This window comes from Halostella limicola (assembly GCF_003675875.1).
In the GTDB taxonomy this organism is placed as follows: Archaea; Halobacteriota; Halobacteria; order Halobacteriales; family Natronoarchaeaceae; genus Halostella; species Halostella limicola.
In genome coordinates this window covers 206698-224313 of sequence record NZ_RCDI01000001.1, presented here as the reverse complement: position 1 = coordinate 224313, position 17616 = coordinate 206698, and the positions used below count along the sequence as shown (strand labels likewise).

Annotated in this window: 16 protein-coding genes and 1 tRNA gene; 8 read left to right on the top strand and 9 right to left on the bottom strand. The window is 65.7% G+C overall.

The features are described 5' to 3' along the window. Nucleotide 1 precedes the first annotated feature (1 nt). On the bottom strand, nt 2-643 hold the full coding sequence (locus tag D8670_RS02315; RefSeq protein WP_121816492.1) for an Era-like GTP-binding protein: 642 nt from the start codon (nt 641-643) through the stop codon (nt 2-4). Nucleotides 644-2184: 1541 nt separating this feature from the next. Between D8670_RS02315 and D8670_RS02310 the strand changes: the two genes are divergently transcribed. Continuing rightward, nucleotides 2185-3681, top strand: a complete 1497-nt coding sequence (locus D8670_RS02310; protein ID WP_121816491.1) for a Cdc6/Cdc18 family protein — start codon at nt 2185-2187, stop codon at nt 3679-3681. Between the two features lie 382 nt (nt 3682-4063). Here D8670_RS02310 and D8670_RS02305 read toward each other — a convergent pair whose 3' ends face one another. After that, entirely contained in the window at nt 4064-4933 is an 870-nt protein-coding gene (locus D8670_RS02305) for a S26 family signal peptidase (RefSeq protein ID WP_121816490.1), read from the bottom strand. A gap of 102 nt (nt 4934-5035) precedes the next feature. Here D8670_RS02305 and D8670_RS02300 point away from each other — a divergent pair, with 102 nt between their 5' ends. Beyond that, on the top strand, nt 5036-6652 hold the full coding sequence (locus D8670_RS02300; RefSeq protein WP_121816489.1) for a DNA-directed DNA polymerase II small subunit: 1617 nt from the start codon (nt 5036-5038) through the stop codon (nt 6650-6652). Between the two features lie 273 nt (nt 6653-6925). Here the strand turns inward: D8670_RS02300 and D8670_RS02295 are convergent, their stop codons facing one another. Continuing rightward, the gene (locus tag D8670_RS02295) at nt 6926-7351 is read right to left on the bottom strand and encodes a hypothetical protein (protein WP_121816488.1); all 426 of its coding nucleotides are present in this window, start codon (nt 7349-7351) and stop codon (nt 6926-6928) included. Nucleotides 7352-7447: 96 nt separating this feature from the next. Between D8670_RS02295 and D8670_RS02290 the strand changes: the two genes are divergently transcribed. The 4 genes from D8670_RS02290 to D8670_RS02275 all read left to right on the top strand — a co-directional run bounded on the left by D8670_RS02290 (nt 7448) and on the right by D8670_RS02275 (nt 12043). Beyond that, nucleotides 7448-8584 (top strand): ATPase domain-containing protein, encoded by a 1137-nt coding sequence (locus tag D8670_RS02290; RefSeq protein WP_121816487.1) that lies wholly within the window; start codon nt 7448-7450, stop codon nt 8582-8584. Nucleotides 8585-8686: 102 nt separating this feature from the next. After that, nucleotides 8687-9865: an aspartate kinase gene (locus D8670_RS02285; RefSeq protein WP_121816486.1), complete on the top strand. Its 1179-nt coding sequence runs from the start codon at nt 8687-8689 to the stop codon at nt 9863-9865. A gap of 253 nt (nt 9866-10118) precedes the next feature. Next, a complete protein-coding gene (locus tag D8670_RS02280; RefSeq protein ID WP_121816485.1) occupies nt 10119-10538 on the top strand; it encodes a Rieske (2Fe-2S) protein in 420 nt (139 codons plus the stop codon). 164 nt (nt 10539-10702) lie between these two features. Further along, nucleotides 10703-12043, top strand: coding sequence for a tryptophanase (locus D8670_RS02275; RefSeq protein ID WP_121816484.1), 1341 nt, complete (start codon nt 10703-10705; stop codon nt 12041-12043). On the opposite strand, the gene D8670_RS02270 is transcribed toward D8670_RS02275, so the two are convergent. The 4 genes from D8670_RS02270 to D8670_RS02255 form a co-directional block, all read right to left on the bottom strand. Further along, the gene (locus tag D8670_RS02270) at nt 12040-12231 is read right to left on the bottom strand and encodes a hypothetical protein (protein ID WP_121816483.1); all 192 of its coding nucleotides are present in this window, start codon (nt 12229-12231) and stop codon (nt 12040-12042) included. The two genes, D8670_RS02275 and D8670_RS02270, sit on opposite strands and share 4 nt — an antisense overlap. Beyond that, the gene (locus tag D8670_RS02265) at nt 12232-12597 is read right to left on the bottom strand and encodes a hypothetical protein (RefSeq protein WP_121816482.1); all 366 of its coding nucleotides are present in this window, start codon (nt 12595-12597) and stop codon (nt 12232-12234) included. 119 nt (nt 12598-12716) lie between these two features. Further along, the gene (locus D8670_RS02260; RefSeq protein ID WP_121816481.1) at nt 12717-13376 is read right to left on the bottom strand and encodes a metallophosphoesterase family protein; all 660 of its coding nucleotides are present in this window, start codon (nt 13374-13376) and stop codon (nt 12717-12719) included. Between the two features lie 61 nt (nt 13377-13437). After that, the gene (locus tag D8670_RS02255) at nt 13438-14013 is read right to left on the bottom strand and encodes an IMP cyclohydrolase (RefSeq protein ID WP_121816480.1); all 576 of its coding nucleotides are present in this window, start codon (nt 14011-14013) and stop codon (nt 13438-13440) included. Between the two features lie 760 nt (nt 14014-14773). On the opposite strand from D8670_RS02255, the gene D8670_RS02250 reads away from it, so the two are divergent. Continuing rightward, nucleotides 14774-15361: a homing endonuclease associated repeat-containing protein gene (locus D8670_RS02250; protein WP_121816479.1), complete on the top strand. Its 588-nt coding sequence runs from the start codon at nt 14774-14776 to the stop codon at nt 15359-15361. Nucleotides 15362-15476: 115 nt separating this feature from the next. Further along, nucleotides 15477-15549: transfer RNA gene (locus tag D8670_RS02245), tRNA-Gln, on the top strand. 93 nt (nt 15550-15642) lie between these two features. Here D8670_RS02245 and D8670_RS02240 read toward each other — a convergent pair. Both D8670_RS02240 and D8670_RS02235 read right to left on the bottom strand, forming a co-directional pair. Then, nucleotides 15643-16776, bottom strand: coding sequence for an endonuclease NucS (locus D8670_RS02240; protein ID WP_121816478.1), 1134 nt, complete (start codon nt 16774-16776; stop codon nt 15643-15645). Nucleotides 16777-16915: 139 nt separating this feature from the next. Next, a complete protein-coding gene (locus tag D8670_RS02235) occupies nt 16916-17569 on the bottom strand; it encodes an ERCC4 domain-containing protein (protein WP_121816477.1) in 654 nt (217 codons plus the stop codon). Between the last annotated feature and the right edge of the window lie 47 nt (nt 17570-17616).

Below are 17616 nucleotides of genomic sequence, written 5' to 3'. Positions count from 1 at the left end.
ATCACCCGAAGTACTCCGCGATCTTGTCGTACACTTCGTCCATGTTGTCGCCTTCCAGCGCCGAGAGCGGGATCGTCTCGTGCTGTGGGAAGGCGTTCTTGATCTTCTGCTCGCTGGAGTCGTCGAGGTCGGTCTTGTTCGCGAAGATGAGCACCGGGAGGTCCCGGCTCTCGATGATGCCGATGAGCATCGTGTTCACCTGCGTGAACGGGTCCTCCGTGGAGTCGAGCACGTAGATGACCCCGTCGACGTCCTCGCGGAGCCAGTGCATGGCCTCGGCGACGCCCTCCGTCGCCTCGCGGGAACGCCTAACGGCGTCCTCCTTCTCCATGTCGAACTCGGTGAACTCCTCGTAGTCGACCTTCGTCGTCACGCCCGGCGTGTCGACGATGTCTATCGTCACCGACTTGCCGTTGCGCTTGATCTCGACGTCTTCCTTTCGGCGCGCGCGTCGCGTCTCGTGCGGGATGTGGCTCTCCGGCCCGACCGCGTCGCCGGTCCAGTCCCGCGCGATGCGGTTCGCCAGCGTCGTCTTCCCCGCGTTGGGGGGCCCGTAGATACCGATCCGTTTCTGTTCGTCGTCCGCAAAAAGCCTCTCTGTAACCCGTGAGATACTTTCTCTGAGTCCGTTTATCAGTCCCATCCTATCTTCACGCACCCGTAGGTGCTTGTGCAGGTAACAACACCGGAAACACTTAAGGGTACGTCAGACATGTATTATCTCCGAAATAAGTACGGATCCCCCGATCGACGCTTCGGAGTCGTGTGATTACACTCGGCTTTCTTCGCTACCGATCAGGAAAAGTACCTGTTCCGTCCGCGGTCGCCGCGAGCTCGTCGCTGGGTCGCGGGTGATCGGGGGCGGACCCGACGCGGTCGAGACCCCGTATCGATAATCCGTGACATGCGGTGTCAATATATTGTTGATTTCGGTCGAGAAGCGTCGGCGTTCCACTGGAAACGTGGGGGTTGAGGCGTTCAGACGGGTCGGGTATCCCGCCGCAGTACGGCAGTTTTGAGAGTTGCTGTGTCGTTCGGACCTGAAGCATAGGGGTGGGACCAACCCTTCGACGTCGATAGCGAAGGGAAAGGGCCGAACCCGACTCCCCCGACAATCACCCGAACCCCCCCCCACCCCTTCGTTTCGGGTGGAACGCGGGAGAGGAGGGGAGGTGGGATCCCGTCTCTCTAGCATGCAGGGGTTTTATGATACAAGCGACTCAACCAAAACCGCACTAGCGGAAAACACTATTCTAGAAGAATGTGGTTTCGAAATAATACGTTAGGAACCGCTAGAGATCCGCTGGCCGGTACGGACGGCAGGCGATTCACTCCACTACCGGCACGACCCCCGCCCCCTCACTTGGCGAGTTCCACTTGAAACAGAGGGGTGGGGGTGTTGCTCGGGGTGCTCTTCGGAGACCACGTCCCGGGATTTGTGTTGCCAGTGAAACAACACTATACGCCGGGGCGCGTCGCGGATCGGCACAGCTTCGCTGATCCGAGATTCGGCCGACGCTTCCAGACGAAATAATCCCGCTGCTCGACGGTTTCCGCCAATCGTCCGCAGGAGGGGAGGCCGCTCTCACCCGCCGGTATCGAGCGCGGCGACCCAACGGTGAGCGAGCATTCCGACAGGACCGCACGGACAGAGTTCTCGCTCCGAAAGCGGCCTCTATCGCCCACGACGCGGCACGACCGCGATTACAGTTGTGCAGGATAGCACGACCGCGAACACACCCGGGACCACGCGAATCGACCGCTGACGTGACGCGTGCCCGATCGTCCTCCGTCGAGACACCGTCGTTTCCGGTCGACAGTCGTGTCCGTACAGCAACCTTCGTCGTCTAACTCCGGTACGCCCGCGAGACGCTGTGAACACCGTCAAGAAGCGGTTTCATTTCTCCAACACGTACGGAATTCTGGAGAAAGTACTCGGTGACTATATCCCCGAAATACGGTTCGTGAGGCGCTATAAATACGATTTCACTGATTTGCCGTTCGGATCGTGACCGGGAGGGAAGATTTTAAGACCCTGGTCTACCTCTGCTTCGTTTGCATCAACTGGACGGTCCACGGGGTCGGTTCGGCATCGGATCCGGCATCTGAGGCTATCACGTCGGAGACGTTCTCCTTCCGTGGCACGGGCTCCAGTCGAAACGATGGGGTGAATCAACGAAACAGATGTCCGACGAGAACACGGGAACGGGCGAACCGGCGGGACGCGTCGACGTAGACTCGTCTCGGGACTTCGACGTCGACCTGGACGACGTCGTGCTGGAGGACGACGAGGAGGAGAGCCAGGGCCTGTTCGACGATCTCCTGAGCGGCGAGCCCATCTTCGAGAACAAGGAGGTGCTGCGGCCGTCGTACACTCCGCACGAGCTCCCCCACCGGAAGGAACAGATCAACAAGATGGCGACGATACTCGTCGCCGCTCTCCGCGGTGAGACGCCGTCGAACATCCTGATCTACGGGAAGACCGGAACCGGTAAGACCGCGAGCGCGAAGTTCGTCAGTCAGGAACTGGAGAGCACGTCCCAGAAGTACAAGGTCCCCTGCGAAGTCGAGTACATCAACTGCGAGGTGACCGACACCCAGTACCGCGTGCTCGCCCAGCTGGCGAACAAGTTCATCGAGGAGAACGAGCGGCTCATCGACGAGTGGCTGGAAGACCTCCGGGAACTCCGCGAGGCGGCGGCCGACGACGCCGCGGCGCTCGCGGACGCGGAGTTCGACTCCCTCGAAGCCGTCGACGATCGCATCGCGGAACTGGAGGCGGACAAGGACGACTTCGAGACGGTCCCGATGACCGGGTGGCCGACCGACCGCGTGTACAGCGTCTTCTTCGACGCGGTCGACTACCACGAGCGCGTGGTCGTCATCATGCTCGACGAGATCGACAAGCTCGTCGAGAAGTCGGGCGACGACACCCTCTACAATCTCTCACGGATGAACTCGGAGCTCGCGAACTCGCGGGTGTCGATCATGGGCATCTCGAACGACCTGAAGTTCACCGACTTCCTCGACCCCCGCGTCAAGTCCAGCCTCGGCGAGGAGGAGATCGTCTTCCCGCCGTACGACGCGAACCAGCTGCGGGACATCCTCCAGCACCGTTCCGACGTCGCGTTCAAGGCGGACGCGCTCACCGACGACGTGATCCCGCTGTGTGCCGCGTTCGCCGCGCAGGAGCACGGCGACGCCCGCCGCGCGCTCGACCTGCTCCGCACCGCGGGCGAACTCGCCGAGCGCGACCAGGCCGAGGTCGTCGACGAGGACCACGTCCGCAAGGCCCAGGACAAGATCGAACTCGACCGCGTGGTCGAGGTGGTCCGCACCCTGCCGACGCAGTCGAAGATCGTCCTCTTCTCGATCATCCTCCTGGAGAAAAACGGCGTCCACAACGTCAACACCGGCGAGGTGTACAACATCTACAAGCGCCTCTGCGAGGAGATCGACGCCGACGTGCTCACCCAGCGCCGCGTCACCGACCTCATCAGCGAACTCGACATGCTTGGCATCGTCAACGCGGTCGTCGTCAGCAAGGGCCGCTACGGCCGCACCAAGGAGATCAGCCTCTCGGTCCCGATCGACGAGACCGAGGCCGTCCTCCTCAGCGACTCCCGCCTCGGCGACATCGAGGACGTCCAGCCGTTCGTGCAGGCCCGGTTCGACAACTAAAAAGCCCTTGCGCGTCGTTGGCGCGGCGCGCTGCGCCCTTTTTATATCCACCGGAGCGGCTTCGCCGCTCCGAGCCGCCCCTCACTCCGTTCGCGAAGACGCCAACGAACGCCGAAGGCGCTCGTTCCAGGCCGCCAGTCTGCGCGAGTCGCCGTGAGGCCGAAGGCCTCACGAGCCTTCACTCGCTTCGCTCGTGAAGACGCCGGCGGTCGCGGCGACACGCTCGGAGCGCCTGCCCTTCCCCGTCCGCTGGCGGCGCTCGTTTCACTCGCGCACGCCAGCGCGGCCGGTCGGTTGATCCGTTACGCGAACGCTTCCCAGACCCCTCTATTTCGTATGGAGATACCCACAAAACCGCGGGAAGAAGCGCCGCGTCCCCGTCCTACAGCTTCGCGAACTGGAGCCGAACCCATCCGAGCCACGGGATCCGGACCTCGGCGCGGCCCTGCACCCACTCGCTCTTGACGACGGTCGACCGGCCGGCCACCTGGTCGTAGTAGGGCGTGTCGTCGCCTTTCGTGATGAAGCCGTCGTGGGGGGCCGGGCAGTTCCGGACCTCCTCGCAGGTCTCCCCGCGGAGGTGGTCCTCGTCGGCCCGCTCCACCCAGCGCTCGTCCTCTTCGACGAACATGTGCGCCCGGTGTATTATCGGGACGCCGTCCTGCCCGTTCGGCTGGAAGACGATCACCTCGCCGTAACTGCCGAACGACCGGACGCCGTTCTCCTGGCCCTGCTGGTAGGTGACGACGCCGTCGACCGCGCCGTCGGCGGTGAACCGGTTCTCGTCAACGATGAACACCAGGTCGTTTTTCTCCATGTGCGGTTCCATGCTCCCGCTCTCGACGGCGACCAGCGGCGGCCAGATCCCGCTGACGGCGAACAGGATCAGGCCGACGACCGCCACCAGCGCGACCGTGCTCAGCAGGTCCCGGAGCGCGGCGACCCCCTCGTTGTCGCTCTTCAGGAACCACTCGACGGGGTTCTCGCCGGTGACGCGGTCCGCGCCGCCGGCGTCAGCAGGTGACCGCTCGGTCGGGGATCCGTCGTTGGCGTCAGCAGGTGACCGCTCGGGTGCGGCTTCGCCGTCGGGGCCCGTCGCGGAGCGCTCGGCCGCCGGCGCGTCGTCCCGCGTCGGTCCGTCGACGCCACCGCCGTCATCGTCTGGCGATCCGCGGTCGCCACCCGCGGTCCCGCGCTCGTCGTCTCCCGGCGGTCCGCGCTCTGGGGCGTCGCCGGAACCGGAGTCAGTCATCGTCACGGCATACTCCCCTGCGCGAAATCAACCTTCTGCTTGCCCCGACCCCGAACGGATAGTTCCGCTACGTTTTTGCACTCTGCACTGCTCGTGAGGGGTGTGCCACTGGAGGCCCCCGCCAGGATCGTCAGCGAACTCACGAGCCGGGGGTACAACGCCGACCGGGAGGCGGTGACGCTCATCGCCTCCGCCGACGACCCGGCTCGCGCGCTCGAACAGGTCGTCGACGCGGCGCCCGACGGCGCGCTCAGACTCTCGGTCGAACACGTGCGCGAGGTGCTCGACAGCGACCCGGACGCCGCGGGCGACCCCGCGACGATGAGCGACTCCGCCTCTACCCGGGCGGGGGCCGTCGATGCTCCGCCCGGTGCGGACGGCGAGACCGACGGCGCGACCGATCCTTCAGACCCCTCCGTTTCGACTGCAGGCCCGAACAGCGGCGGCGACTCAGCGGCGACAAATGCTCCATCCGAAACGACGGTATCGCCGGACGGGACCGTCGAACGGTCGCCCAGCGACCCCGACATCGCGAACGACATCACCGGCCGGAGCACCGGGACCGGCGAGTACGAGGACTTCGTCGCGGTGTTTCGCGACCGGTACGACCGCCTCGGCGAAAAGCTCCGCGGCCGCGTGAACCACCGCCCCGCGGAGGCCATCCAGTCGATGCCCGGCGGCAGCGAGGCGTCGATGGTCGGCATGGTCAGCGACATCCGCTCGACCGCCAGCGGCCACTGGCTGGTCGAACTCGAAGACCGGACCGGGACCTTCCCCTGTCTGGTGATGAAGGACCGCGACATCGCCGCCATGGTCGAGGAGCTGCTCTGCGACGAGGTGATCGCCGTCGAGGGGACGCTCGCGGACGACGCCGGCATCCTCTTCGTCGACTCGATGCACTTCCCCGACGTGCCGCGGACGTACTCGCCGAACACCGCCGACCGCCACGTGCAGGCGGCGCTCATCAGCGACGTCCACGTCGGCAGCCAGGAGTTCATGGCCGACGCCTGGCACCGCTTCACCGACTGGCTGCACACGCCCGAGGCCGAGAACGTCGAGTACCTCCTCATCGCGGGCGACATGGTCGAGGGCGTCGGCGTCTACCCCGACCAGGACGAGGAGCTCGACATCGTCGACATCTACGAGCAGTACGAGCGCTTCTCGGAGTACCTGAAGGAGGTGCCCGGCGACATGGAGATCGTCATGATCCCGGGGAACCACGACGCGGTCCGCCTCGCCGAGCCGCAGCCGGCCTTCGACGAGGAGCTCCGGAACATCATGAGTGCCCACGACGCTCGCTTCACGGGCAATCCCTCGACGGTCACTATCGAGGGCGTCTCAGTCCTCATGTACCACGGCGTCTCGCTGGACGAGATCATCGCCGAGCTCCCGGAGGACAAGGCGAGCTACGACGAGCCGCACAAGGCGATGTACCAGCTCCTCAAGAAGCGCCACGTCGCGCCGCAGTACGGGGGCCACCTCCGCCTCGCGCCCGAGGAGAAGGACTACCTCACCATCGACAGCGTCCCCGACGTCTTCCACACGGGTCACGTCCACAAGCTCGGCGTCGGCAAGTACCACAACGTTCTCTCGATCAACAGCGGCTGCTGGCAGGCCCAGACCGAGTTCCAGAAGTCCGTCAACATCGACCCCGACGCCGGCTACGCGCCCGTCGTCGACCTGGACACGCTGGAGCCGACGCTCCGGAAGTTCACCTGAAAGCCCTCGCGAGCGCTGCCAAGCGCTCGCGTCGCCCTTTCAATGTCCACCAACGAGCGCCTTCGGCGCTCGTTCCAGGCCGCTAGCTTGCGCGAGCGCCGTCGGTCGACGGCGCACGCTCTGAGTGCCTGCCCTTCCCCGTACGCTCGGCATAAACGCCGAGCGCGGCCGCCTCCCGATGTCAGTCATCGATCGGACTCTCTCAACTTTCTCGTCGCGGACCCACAACTATCGACCGCTCGACTCGAAACAGCCCCGTCTCCCCTGCGAGCTTCAGGGTTCCAGCCGGTACTTCTTCGTCGGGGTGCCGTCGAACTGCGGCCCCGGCCCCCGCTCGTCGAAGCCGACGCTTCGCGCGGCGGTGGCGACGTGCGGGACCGACTCGGGGGCGATCAGTTCGACCGACATCCCCTCCTGCTGTGCGAAGCGAACGGGTTCGGCGAGCAGTTGCTCGCAGGCCTCCTCGGTGCCGTCCACCTGCGTCACGTGCACGCAGTCCTCTCGCGCGTCGAAGCTGACGAACCCGAGCAGGCCGGGGTCCTCGTCATCCGCGTCGGCGTTCGGGTCGGTCTCTCGCTCCTCGGACTCGGCGACCCGCACCGTCCTGTCGTGGACGAGGTTCCGCATCACGTCGCTGGGGGAGTCGGCGATCGCCGCCATGTCGTCCGCGTCCGCCTCCACGGCGTCCCGTACTCGCATTACATCCATGCTATCGTTCCACATATTTAAATCCGCGGCGTGCGAGGGACGGCGGCGAGCGGCACACTTTCGGCGTGCGGGACGGTAGGGTCTGGCATGACCAGTCGACCCGACGGGCCGGACCGGTGCGACTTCTGCCGGCTCCCCGCCGCGGCGGACTCGGTCGAACTCGTCCACGAGGGGACGACCTACCGGTTCTGCTCGCGCGCCTGTCGCGACGCGATGCGGGACTCCGACCGGGTGTTCACCGAGTACCACGGCCACCGGCGGTTCTCGCCGGGCGTCTCCGCGCTCGACGCCGCGCTCCCCGAGGGGCTGCCGCGGAACTCCTTCGTCATGCTCTCCGGCCAGGCCGGTGCCCGCCACGAGGCGCTGGACGCCGAACTCGTGTGGCGGACGCTGCAGCGGGGCGAGCCCGCCGTCTTCGTCACGTTTCAGGAGCCGCCGATATCCGTCGTCGAGACCTTCCTCACGATGGAGTGGAACGTCCTCCCCTTCCTCGAGAGCGGCCGGCTCCGGATCCTCGACTGCTTCACCTACCGGATGGAGGACCGCGACCGCATGTTCCACCGGATGAGCCCGTGGAACCGCCACATCCACGAGGTCACCCGGCCGGCGACCGAAACCGTCCGCGACCCCAGCGACCTGAGCGAACTGGAGAACAAACTCGACAACTGCCTCGAGGCCGAGTCGATGGTCGACGAGGGCGTCGTCGTGGTCGACTCGCTGACCGAGTTCGGCACGCTCGTCCAGCCGGTTCAGGCGTACGACTTCGTCAAGGACGTCCGCGCCGACGTCTGCAAGGGCCGGTTCGTCCCGATCTTCGCCGGGGCGACCTACACTGGCGAGCCCGGGACCTTCCCCCACGACCTGGACTACATCGTCGACGGCGTCGTCGACCTGGAGCTCAACGCCGAGGTCGTGGACGACACGCTCGTCCGTCGCATTCGCATCCGCAAAATGAACGGCGCGCTGACCGTCGCGGAGTGGTACGCCTACGAGTTCGCCGGCGACAGCGGTCTCGTCGTGTTCGAGCCCGCCGAGGACGAGGCCGCCGCCGAGGAACCCTCGGACGAAGGCGAACCCCAACCACCGTCGGATGTCCCCGGAACCGGAGCGGACGCGTCGGACGGTCGTCCCGCCGAAGCCGACGCTTCGAACCGGGACGCGCCGGGCGCGGACGCGGCCGGGACCGACGCGGACGGCGGCAACGCCGACGCCGGCGACGAGTAGGATGATCTTCCTTCAAGGTTCTCGGAGATAGACAGGGTTATCTGCGCGGTGAGATATACGATACGCCATGAGCGTCGTTAGCACGAATTCACGGGTGGTAGGATGCGCGTAGTCGCGAAGTTCGGGGGTACCAGTCTCGGGAGCGGCGACCGGGTCAACCGCGCCGCCGACTCGATCGCCACGGCGGTAGAGGAGGGTCACGAGATCGCGGTCGTCGCCAGCGCCATGGGGTCGACGACGGACGAACTGCTCGACGAGATCACGTTCGAGACCGACGAGGCGGACCGCGCCCAGATCGTCAGCATGGGCGAACGCACCAGCGTCCGCATGCTCAAGGCGGCGCTGGCCGCCCGGGACATCGACGCTATCTTCCTCGAACCCGGGAGCGAGCGCTGGCCGGTCATCACCGACGCCGACGGCGAGGTCGACGTCGAGGAGACCACGCGCCGTGCGAAGGACCTCGCCGCGGATCTCGACGGCGTCGTCCCGGTCATCACCGGTTTCCTCGCCGAGGACCACGACGGCAACGTCACCACCCTCGGCCGCGGCGGCAGCGACACCACCGCCGTCATGCTCGGCAAGTACATGGACGCCGACGAGGTCGTCATCGTCACCGACGTCGAGGGCGTCATGACCGGCGACCCGCGCGTCGTCGAGGGCGCACGCAACGTCGGCGAGATAACCGTCGACGAGCTCCGCAACCTCTCGTTCCGCGGCGCCGAGGTCGTCGCCCCCAGCGCCCTCTCGTACAAGGGCGGCAACATGGGCGTCCGCGTCGTCCACTACCAGCACGGCGACCTGCTCACCGGCGGCACCCGCATCGAGGGCGAGTTCAAGAGCCTCGTCGACATGCGCGAGGAGCCGCTGGCCTGCCTCACGGTCGCCGGCCGCGCCATCCGCAACAGCCCCGGCATCCTGCAGCGCCTGTCGACCGCGCTCGGCGAGGCCGAGGTCAACGTCGACGCCGTCGCCAGCGGGATGGACTCCGTCACCTACTACGTCGACGAGAGCGCGTCCGAGAAGGCCGAGACGGTGCTCCACCGCGAGGTCGTCGACCAGGAGCCGCTCTCCAGCGTCACCGTCGAGGACGACCTCGCGGTCATCCGCGTCACCGGCGGCGAACTCCCGAACCGTCCGGGCATCATGCGGGAGATCGTCGACCCGATCGCCGAGGCCGGCATCAACCTCCACGACCTGATCACCAGCGCCACCTCCGTCGCCATCTTCGTCGAGTGGGACGACCGCGAGGAGGCGCTGGAGATCATGCAGTCCACGTTCTGAAAGCCCTCGCTCGGCCTCGACAGGCTCTCCTCGCGGACCTGCGGCCCGCTCGAGTGGTCCGAGGGAGCGAAACTCCCTCGCTACTCGCTGCGCCCTTTCGAGGTCCACCGTTAGAGCTCCGCTCTCCCGAGCCTTGCCTCGTCCCGCTCGGCAAGACGCCCTCGTGCTTCTAGCGCGACCCCTCCAAGTATCGGGTGTACGGACCCTCCCGACCACCAACAGTTATCCGCTCGCCCACCGTTTCCCGTCGAACATGCCCGACCGGCTGACGTCCGTTGAGACGGTCCGTGAGGAGGGATCGTGGCTGTTCACGATCCGCGACGAGTACGACGAACTGGACGAGGTGCTGTTGCTCCCCTGCGACGATGACGGCGAGGACGACGTGAAAGCCTGGATCAACCGCTGCACGCACGAGGCCCAGCGGTTCGACCGCGGGTTCGGCGCCGCCGTCCGCGACGGGCAGCTCGTCTGTCCCAAGCACGGGTCGATGTTCGACACCTGCTCCGGCGACTGCGACAACGGCGACGCCGCGGGGACGACGCTCCCGTCCGTCGATATCGCCGTGAACCGCGGGGCCGTCTACCTCGTCGACGACGACGCCTCGTTCGAGCGCGAGGGCGGCATCGACGACGGGGACGACGGCCCCGAGTCGACCTCGCACATCGGCTTCTGACCGGGCGGCGCTCCGACGCGTCCGATCCCTGACGGCCGGACCTGACGAGCGATGGATAGGTCTGTCCGTCACCGGCGCGGCGTCGCCGACGGACGACGCGTCTGGGCGCTGTCTCGCGAATTCCGCCGATTAGCTTGTTCACGGCGGCGGCCCTACGCCGTCCCATGGAAGCGTACAAGACCAAGATGGTCGAGCGGATCGAGTTACCGGACCGAGAGGAACGAGAGGCGAACCTCGAAGCGGCGGGGTACAACGTCTTCAACCTGGACGCGGAGGACGTGTACGTCGACCTCCTCACCGACAGCGGCACCGGGGCGATGAGCGACGAGCAGTGGGCCGCCCTCCTCCGCGGCGACGAGGCCTACGCCGGCAGCGAGAGCTTCGACGAACTCGCGGCCGCGGTCGAGGACGTGATGGGGTTCGAGAGGGTCGTCCCGACGCACCAGGGCCGCGGGGCCGAGAACGTCCTCTACGGCGCGCTGGTCGGAGAGGGCGACGTCGTCCTCAACAACACCCACTTCGACACGACCCGCGCACATATCGCCAATCAGGGCGCCGACCCCGTCGACTGCCCGGTCGAGGGCGCCCACGATCCCGACGAGGCCGCGCCGTTCAAGGGGAACTTCTCGGTCGAGCGCGCCCGCGAGCGGGTCGACCGCGTCGGCGCGGAGAACGTCCCGGCCGTCGTCCTCACGGTCACCAACAACTCGGCCGCCGGCCAGCCCGTCAGCGTCGAGAACACGCGTGGCGTCAGGGAGTTCGCTGACGAGATCGGCGCGACCTTCGTCATCGACGCCTGCCGGTTCGCCGAGAACGCCTACTTCGTCCGCGAGCGGGAACCCGGCTACGAGAACGAATCGATCGCCGATATCGCCCGCGAGCAACTGGGCTACGCCGACGCGCTCGTCATGAGCGGCAAGAAGGACGCGCTGGTCAACGTCGGCGGGTTCGTCGCCGTCCGCGGCGACGACCTGTTCGAGCGGGTCAAGCAGCGCGCCATCCTCTACGAGGGCTTCCCCACCTACGGCGGGATGGCCGGGCGAGACCTCGCCGCGATGGCGACCGGCCTCCGCGAGGCCGTCGAACTCCCCTACGTCCGTGACCGCGTCGAGCAGGTCCGCGACCTCGGCGCGCGCCTCCGCGAGGCGGGCGTACCGCTGTACTGGCCGCCCGGCGGGCACGCGGTGTACGTCGACGCCGGCGCGATGTTCTCGCACGTCCCGACCGACCGGTTCCCCGGGCAAGCGCTCGTCTGCGAACTGTACCGGGAGGGCGGCGTCCGGGCCGTCGAACTCGGCGAATTCGCCTTCCCCGGCGCTGACCGCCCCGATCTCGTCCGCCTCGCGCTCCCCCGGCGCACGTACCACCGCGAGCACCTCGACCACGTGGTCGACACGCTGGCGGCTGTCGCGGAGCGCGCGGACGCCGTCTCCGGGTTAGAAGTCGTCGACGAGCCGGAGATGGCGGAACTGCGGCACTTCTCCGCCCGCCTCCAGCCGGTTTAGATCGCCTCGCTCTCGTCCGACGGTTCCCCGAAAAAGCCCCGCAAGTCGTCGTAGCAGTCGAGACAGAGGAAGTGCGACGACGGGTCGACCGCTTCGCCGTCGCTCTCCACGAGTTCCGTCTCGACGGTCGCGTGCCGTGCCTGCATGTCGACGGTCGCCCCCCAGCGGCCGCAGTCGACGTCCGGCATCTACCCGAGCAGTCGCTCGGGGAGCGACCGGGACCCGCTCCGCTGACCGCCGCTCTGGTCGCCGCTCCCGCCGATGCGGCCGCGGATGCCACCGGACCCGCTCCCGCTGTCGCTCCCGCCGCCGAACTGCCGGACGAGTTCCTGCGGGAACTGACCGAGGTTGGCGGACACCTTCTCCTTGCGCCGTCGCTTGGCCTGACGGAGGATCATCCCCACCGCGAGAAACAGCGCGGCGTCTTTGAGTTCCGCCCGAAAGCGGCGCTTGTCCCCGCGGACGACGAGCGCCTTCAGCAGCGAGAGCCCCCCGATGGCGAAGTAGACTCTGGAATCCGTTCCCCCTCCCCTGAACACGTCTGTGACGGACATGGCGTCCGTTCTACCCCGTCCGGCGGGTTAACTGTTCGGCCAACCGGTCGCGCCGCCGACCGGTCGTGGTCCGGACGTTCGCGCCACTTCCCGCCCGACGGGCTCCCGGCGCCGACCGCTCACCGTCCCTTCTCCAGCCGCGACCCGATCTTCGCGGGGAGGCCCGCCTCCTCGACGGCGCGCCGGACCGCGCCGATGTCGTACTCGACGCGGTGCTCCTCGACGGTCAGCGCGTTCAGGTCGAGGACGGCGTAGGCCGCGCGCGGGTCGCCGTCCCGCGGTTGCCCGACGCTCCCGGGGTTCATCACGATCCCCTCCTCGTACTGCTCGTGGCCCTGCACGTGCGTGTGGCCCATGATCAGGACATCTTCCTCGTCGAGCAGTCGCGGCGAGAACTGGTCGGGGTAGGTGTACCGGTCCGGGTCGTCGGGGTGGCCGTGGACGATCTTCACCCGCCCGTCGCACTCGACGCGCTCGTCTGGGAGGCCGGCGAGCCACTCGATCTGGTCGTCCGACAGCGTCTCCCGCGCGTGTTCGATGCCCGCGCCGGCCATGCTGTTGAACCGGAACGCCGTCCCGGTCGCCACGGCCCGGTCGTGGTTGCCCTTCACGCAGGGCACGTCGCGATCGCGCACCGCGGCCACGCAGTCGGCGTGCCAGGGGTTGTAACCGACGACGTCGCCGGCGCAGAGGAGGCCGTCGACGGGGGGCATGTCGTCTAGCACCGCGTCGAGGGCGACGCGGTTGCCGTGGATGTCCGAAAGTACGCCCAGTCGCATACGGGGACCGACGCGTGCGGGGCCCTTCAGCGTTGTCCGGCGACGGGCGCCCCGAACCGCCCTACTCCTCGCCGTTGACGACCGCCGTCTCGAAGCCGTCAGTCGTGCGCGCCACCCCGGCCGCGCAGACGGCGTGCTCGAAGTCCAGGTCGAACGCCTCGCGGGCGGCCCCCCCGGCGTCCGTCGCCGCGAAGTCGAACGCCTCCGGCGAGTCCGTCTCGTACGTGGCGACGAGCGTCGGCTCCTCGACCCGCTCGACCAGCAGCGCGTCCTTCCGGACGGTGCCGACGTAGGACTCCTCGCCGACGACGCCCGCCACCCGCGGCGTGTCGTAGTCGTCCTTCTCGTAGTCCAGCGCGAGCAGGCTCTCGGCGAGCGCGTCCCGCGCCGGGTAGCCCAGTTCGATCTTCTCGGTGATCGGGTCGACGTGCGACCCGTTGCCGAGCACGGCGCTGTCCCCCGCGGTCCGCACGCAGTTGTACGAGATGTACGGGTTGTCCGTCTCCGGCGCGTCCTCGGTCGGGCCGACCGTCAGCGCGCCCTCGCGTTCGACGATTCGGCGGTTCGGGAACGATCGGGAAGAGACGCGGTACGCGCCTATCTCCGGGCCGACGACGACGAAGCGTCCGACGTACATACACGACAGTGTACAGAACTCGGGCAAAGAGGTGTCGATCCATGCACGTACTAGCTGAAAAGCGATAGTGAACCGCCAAGAGAAGCGATCTGACTCTTCACGACCGGGATTACGGATTCTCTGGAGGTTTCGCGCTGCATGAGCCTATATGAGAACGTCTGCACCCGATCATAATCGCGAAAATCCCCGCTAGTAACCGCTTTTCGAACGAAGATATCGGAACTAGGAACGGCGAAGCAGACCTCGCACGGCCGACGAGCGGCGTCGCAAAGACGGGGCAGACACGCCGTTCCGCCTTCTGGCAATTTCGGGGGCTTCACATTTCGGATACTCGTCCCTACGGGGTGGTTCTTCGACGCCGACAGCGACGCCTGATCGCAAGATGGGAACCGATTGTGAAAATTTCTATTCGTGATTCGGAGGGATTACCCTCTCGTTCGTCTTCCCAGCAAACCCTCGTTCCGCCGCTAAAATCCGTTATCGACCGTTTTACTCCTTTGCGGCTCTTTGGATCTCAGCTTTTCCTAGATCGATTCAGAACGATGCTGTTCTGTTTCCTAGCGGGGCTCGATCTGATCATGAACGCCGAGAGAATGGATGAGACGATTCATACCGCTCTCTCCGACCGCTTCGCGGCAAGATCCGATCGTGAAATCTCTCGATGCGTCAGTGTTCGCCTCATCCTCGTTCTGGGTCGGTTTGTATAGCGCCCGAAGGGCGGGCGCTGAGGTTCAAATACCGAAGCGTTACCAACGCTACCATGACCACCGAACAAGATTGCCTCGACGCACTTCGCGAGGCCGCACGGAAACTCGACGAATCACCAACGAAAGCGCAGTACGAGGATCTGGGACTGACGCCGTCCGCGTCGACCATCCTCCGGGTCGTCGGTGGCTGGAACGCGGCGAACGAGAAAGCCGGTCTGGAGACGACCTACTCCCGTGGACCGCGAGTTCAGGAGAAACCTGATGACGTCGACCTGCCGGAGGGAACAGATTGGGAGAAATTATCGCAGGACCAGCGGTGGCACTACAAGAACCGGGAGTGGAACACGGAACGGTCGTTGCGGCGGCGCGAGGCTCACAGAGCGTGGGCGAACGATATCCAGCGGAAACGCGGCGGCTGTGATCGGTGCGACGAATCGGACCCGGCATGCCTCGACTTCCACCACCGAGACGACGCCGAGAAGGAGATGAACGTCGCCAAGATGATCACGTACGGATACGGGAAGGACCGACTCCAAGAGGAGATCGAGAAGTGTACCGTCCTCTGTGCGAACTGCCACCGGAAGGAACACTACGACCGTCCGGCCGCCAGATCGTCGACGCAGCCGGAAGCGGACGAATAGCGGGACGAAAACTCGTTACTGTTTCTCGTCGCGAGCCGAGTTCGTAACACTCAAATATAGAAGCGGGTTACGAATGAGTAGAACGTCGGCGCACGATGCCGGCGGGATACATGTCAGTCCATTGGGGTAGTGGCCAATCCTGAAGCCTTCTGGGGGCTTCGACCCTGGTTCGAATCCAGGATGGACTACTTCTGTTAGGTTCGGTCTCTTAGGAACTTTCTGCAGTAACCGTCTTCGACGTACGGAAGATGAAGTCAATAGTACGAACCGTATGAGCGTAATTACTTAGTGTCCAGCATCACTTCGTGGCCGATTCTGACTAGTTCCGCGTACCGGTCGGCTACTTCTTCGAGAAATGCGTCGTTGCGAACGTCGGCTACGGAGTCGATGTCCCAACGCTTTGAGACGATTCGGAAGGTGTTCCGAGAGTGATTGACCTCGAACCCGGCGCGTTCGAATCGGTCGCTGGCGCTTCGAAGCCGATCAGTCAGCGATTCCTTGTCGACAGTATCGATATCTAGTCCACGAGTAGTTACGTCGATTGAGATCCGCACGTGGTTACACTCCAGCGGTTTCACGCGAAGAACGTAGCGCACTGTATCCGGGTGATCTGGGTGGAGCGACCGCATTCGCGGTTCGCGGAGGTCGAACCCACCCGGGAACAAATCATTGAGCGCAGTCGCGTGAGTTATCTCCTCAAAGGTCGGGAAAGCTTTCGACGCGATCGCCTCGTTGATATCGGGGAACGTGATGGTTCCATCCTCGTTCGGTTGAACCTGCTTTTCGTCGTAGTCGACAACCGTCGAAGCCACGAGGATCGGCGGGGTCTCCTCGCCTTCGGTGAGTCGAAACCGTTGCACTTCGACGCACTGCAGGTGTAGTCCCTCATCTCGCAGATATCGTGCATTGGTGGCGGTTCGATCGGTAATCTCTTCGGCCACGATGACCATCCGTTGATGCTGATTGAAGCCCTCTGGCTCCAGTCTCGTGCCGAAGTGAGTAATGAACGCGTCGAGCAAGGACTCGCTTCTGGACACCGACCCTTCTGCTCCGTCAGTCGAGCTACAATCCGTGCGATACTCCTGATACACGTCGTTCAACTCATCGTACGAGAACCATTGCAGGGCTTGCGCGTACTGCTGGGGCTGGCTGAGGATAGACCCTTCAGAGGCGCTCCCTGTCCCACTTTCTCCTCTCTTTAACTCGAAGACGACGATGTTGCCATACTTGTCAACGGCAAGGAGATCGAGTGTACCTGTCTCGACGCCTACCTGCTGGCCGACGATCAGGAGCTGCTCCTCCAGCAACAGGGACGGGACCTCGGCGAGTAATTCTTCGAGTTTTTCCTCTGACCGGAACGGATCAACATTACGCTTCGTCGGTGTGTCTCCCCCGAGTAACTCGTAAGCTCGCATATATGTTTGCTCGCAGTTGATTGAAGTAAAGATGACGGCTCTATCGGGAGAGCGCTCCGGTCCATGACAACTATATCCGTCATTTGAACCAGATCGCGTGCTTTGTGTTGGATTTCATCTTCCTTCGACGACCGCCCTTCTAGTCCCGACTGCGAAACGCCTCGTAGATGGCCGCGGCACGCTTCGGCCCGACGCCCTCGACGGTCATGAGTTCTTCCTCGGTCGCCGCGACGAGTTCCTCGACGGTCGGAAAGGCGTCGTACAGCGCCGCCGCGGTACCGGGGCCGACGCCCTCGATGCAGCCGTACATGCGCTTGGCGACGGGTTCGGCCCGGGACGGCACGGCGCCCGTCGATAGCGCCCGGGCCGACGGTTCCTCGGTGTGCTTGCGAGCGAACCGGACGGCCACGTCGACGAGTCGGTCGCCGTCGCCGCAGGGGATCACCGGCGTGCCGTACCGGGCGGTGATGGAGGCCATCGACCCGCGGACCGACGCGCCGGCGACGCCCGGGCGGCGGTCCTCCAGTTCGTCCAAGTGGCCCTCGACGAGGACGTAGGCGTGGTCGTACGCCGCGGCCATCTTCGCGACCTGTTCCTCGAGATCCGAGCCGCCGCGGTCGAGCACGGACCGGAGGTAGTCGTCCGCGGTCTTGCGCTCGAACGCCACGTCCCTGATGACGATGTCGCCGGCGTCCAGGCGGCGGACCGCAACCGACGCCACGTCGGCGTGGGCGCGGAGCGCCGCGGCGACGCCGGTCGGTTCCCGGTCGTCGACGACGACGGAGACGGACATTTGGTCGGCGTAGGGCGCGTGGAGTGAAGAGCGTCGCGCCCGGGGCG

What these genes read in the sequence shown, in the direction of transcription:
- D8670_RS02315 (WP_121816492.1), bottom strand. Translation starts at nt 643, where the DNA reads ATGGGACTGATAAACGGACTCAGAGAAAGTATCTCACGGGTTACAGAG.
- D8670_RS02310 (WP_121816491.1), top strand. Translation starts at nt 2,185, where the DNA reads ATGTCCGACGAGAACACGGGAACGGGCGAACCGGCGGGACGCGTCGAC.
- D8670_RS02305 (WP_121816490.1), bottom strand. Translation starts at nt 4,933, where the DNA reads ATGACTGACTCCGGTTCCGGCGACGCCCCAGAGCGCGGACCGCCGGGA.
- D8670_RS02295 (WP_121816488.1), bottom strand. Translation starts at nt 7,351, where the DNA reads ATGCGAGTACGGGACGCCGTGGAGGCGGACGCGGACGACATGGCGGCG.
- D8670_RS02290 (WP_121816487.1), top strand. Translation starts at nt 7,448, where the DNA reads ATGACCAGTCGACCCGACGGGCCGGACCGGTGCGACTTCTGCCGGCTC.
- D8670_RS02285 (WP_121816486.1), top strand. Translation starts at nt 8,687, where the DNA reads ATGCGCGTAGTCGCGAAGTTCGGGGGTACCAGTCTCGGGAGCGGCGAC.
- D8670_RS02280 (WP_121816485.1), top strand. Translation starts at nt 10,119, where the DNA reads ATGCCCGACCGGCTGACGTCCGTTGAGACGGTCCGTGAGGAGGGATCG.
- D8670_RS02275 (WP_121816484.1), top strand. Translation starts at nt 10,703, where the DNA reads ATGGAAGCGTACAAGACCAAGATGGTCGAGCGGATCGAGTTACCGGAC.
- D8670_RS02270 (WP_121816483.1), bottom strand. Translation starts at nt 12,231, where the DNA reads ATGCCGGACGTCGACTGCGGCCGCTGGGGGGCGACCGTCGACATGCAG.
- D8670_RS02265 (WP_121816482.1), bottom strand. Translation starts at nt 12,597, where the DNA reads ATGTCCGTCACAGACGTGTTCAGGGGAGGGGGAACGGATTCCAGAGTC.
- D8670_RS02260 (WP_121816481.1), bottom strand. Translation starts at nt 13,376, where the DNA reads ATGCGACTGGGCGTACTTTCGGACATCCACGGCAACCGCGTCGCCCTC.
- D8670_RS02255 (WP_121816480.1), bottom strand. Translation starts at nt 14,013, where the DNA reads ATGTACGTCGGACGCTTCGTCGTCGTCGGCCCGGAGATAGGCGCGTAC.
- D8670_RS02250 (WP_121816479.1), top strand. Translation starts at nt 14,774, where the DNA reads ATGACCACCGAACAAGATTGCCTCGACGCACTTCGCGAGGCCGCACGG.
- D8670_RS02240 (WP_121816478.1), bottom strand. Translation starts at nt 16,776, where the DNA reads ATGCGAGCTTACGAGTTACTCGGGGGAGACACACCGACGAAGCGTAAT.
- D8670_RS02235 (WP_121816477.1), bottom strand. Translation starts at nt 17,569, where the DNA reads ATGTCCGTCTCCGTCGTCGTCGACGACCGGGAACCGACCGGCGTCGCC.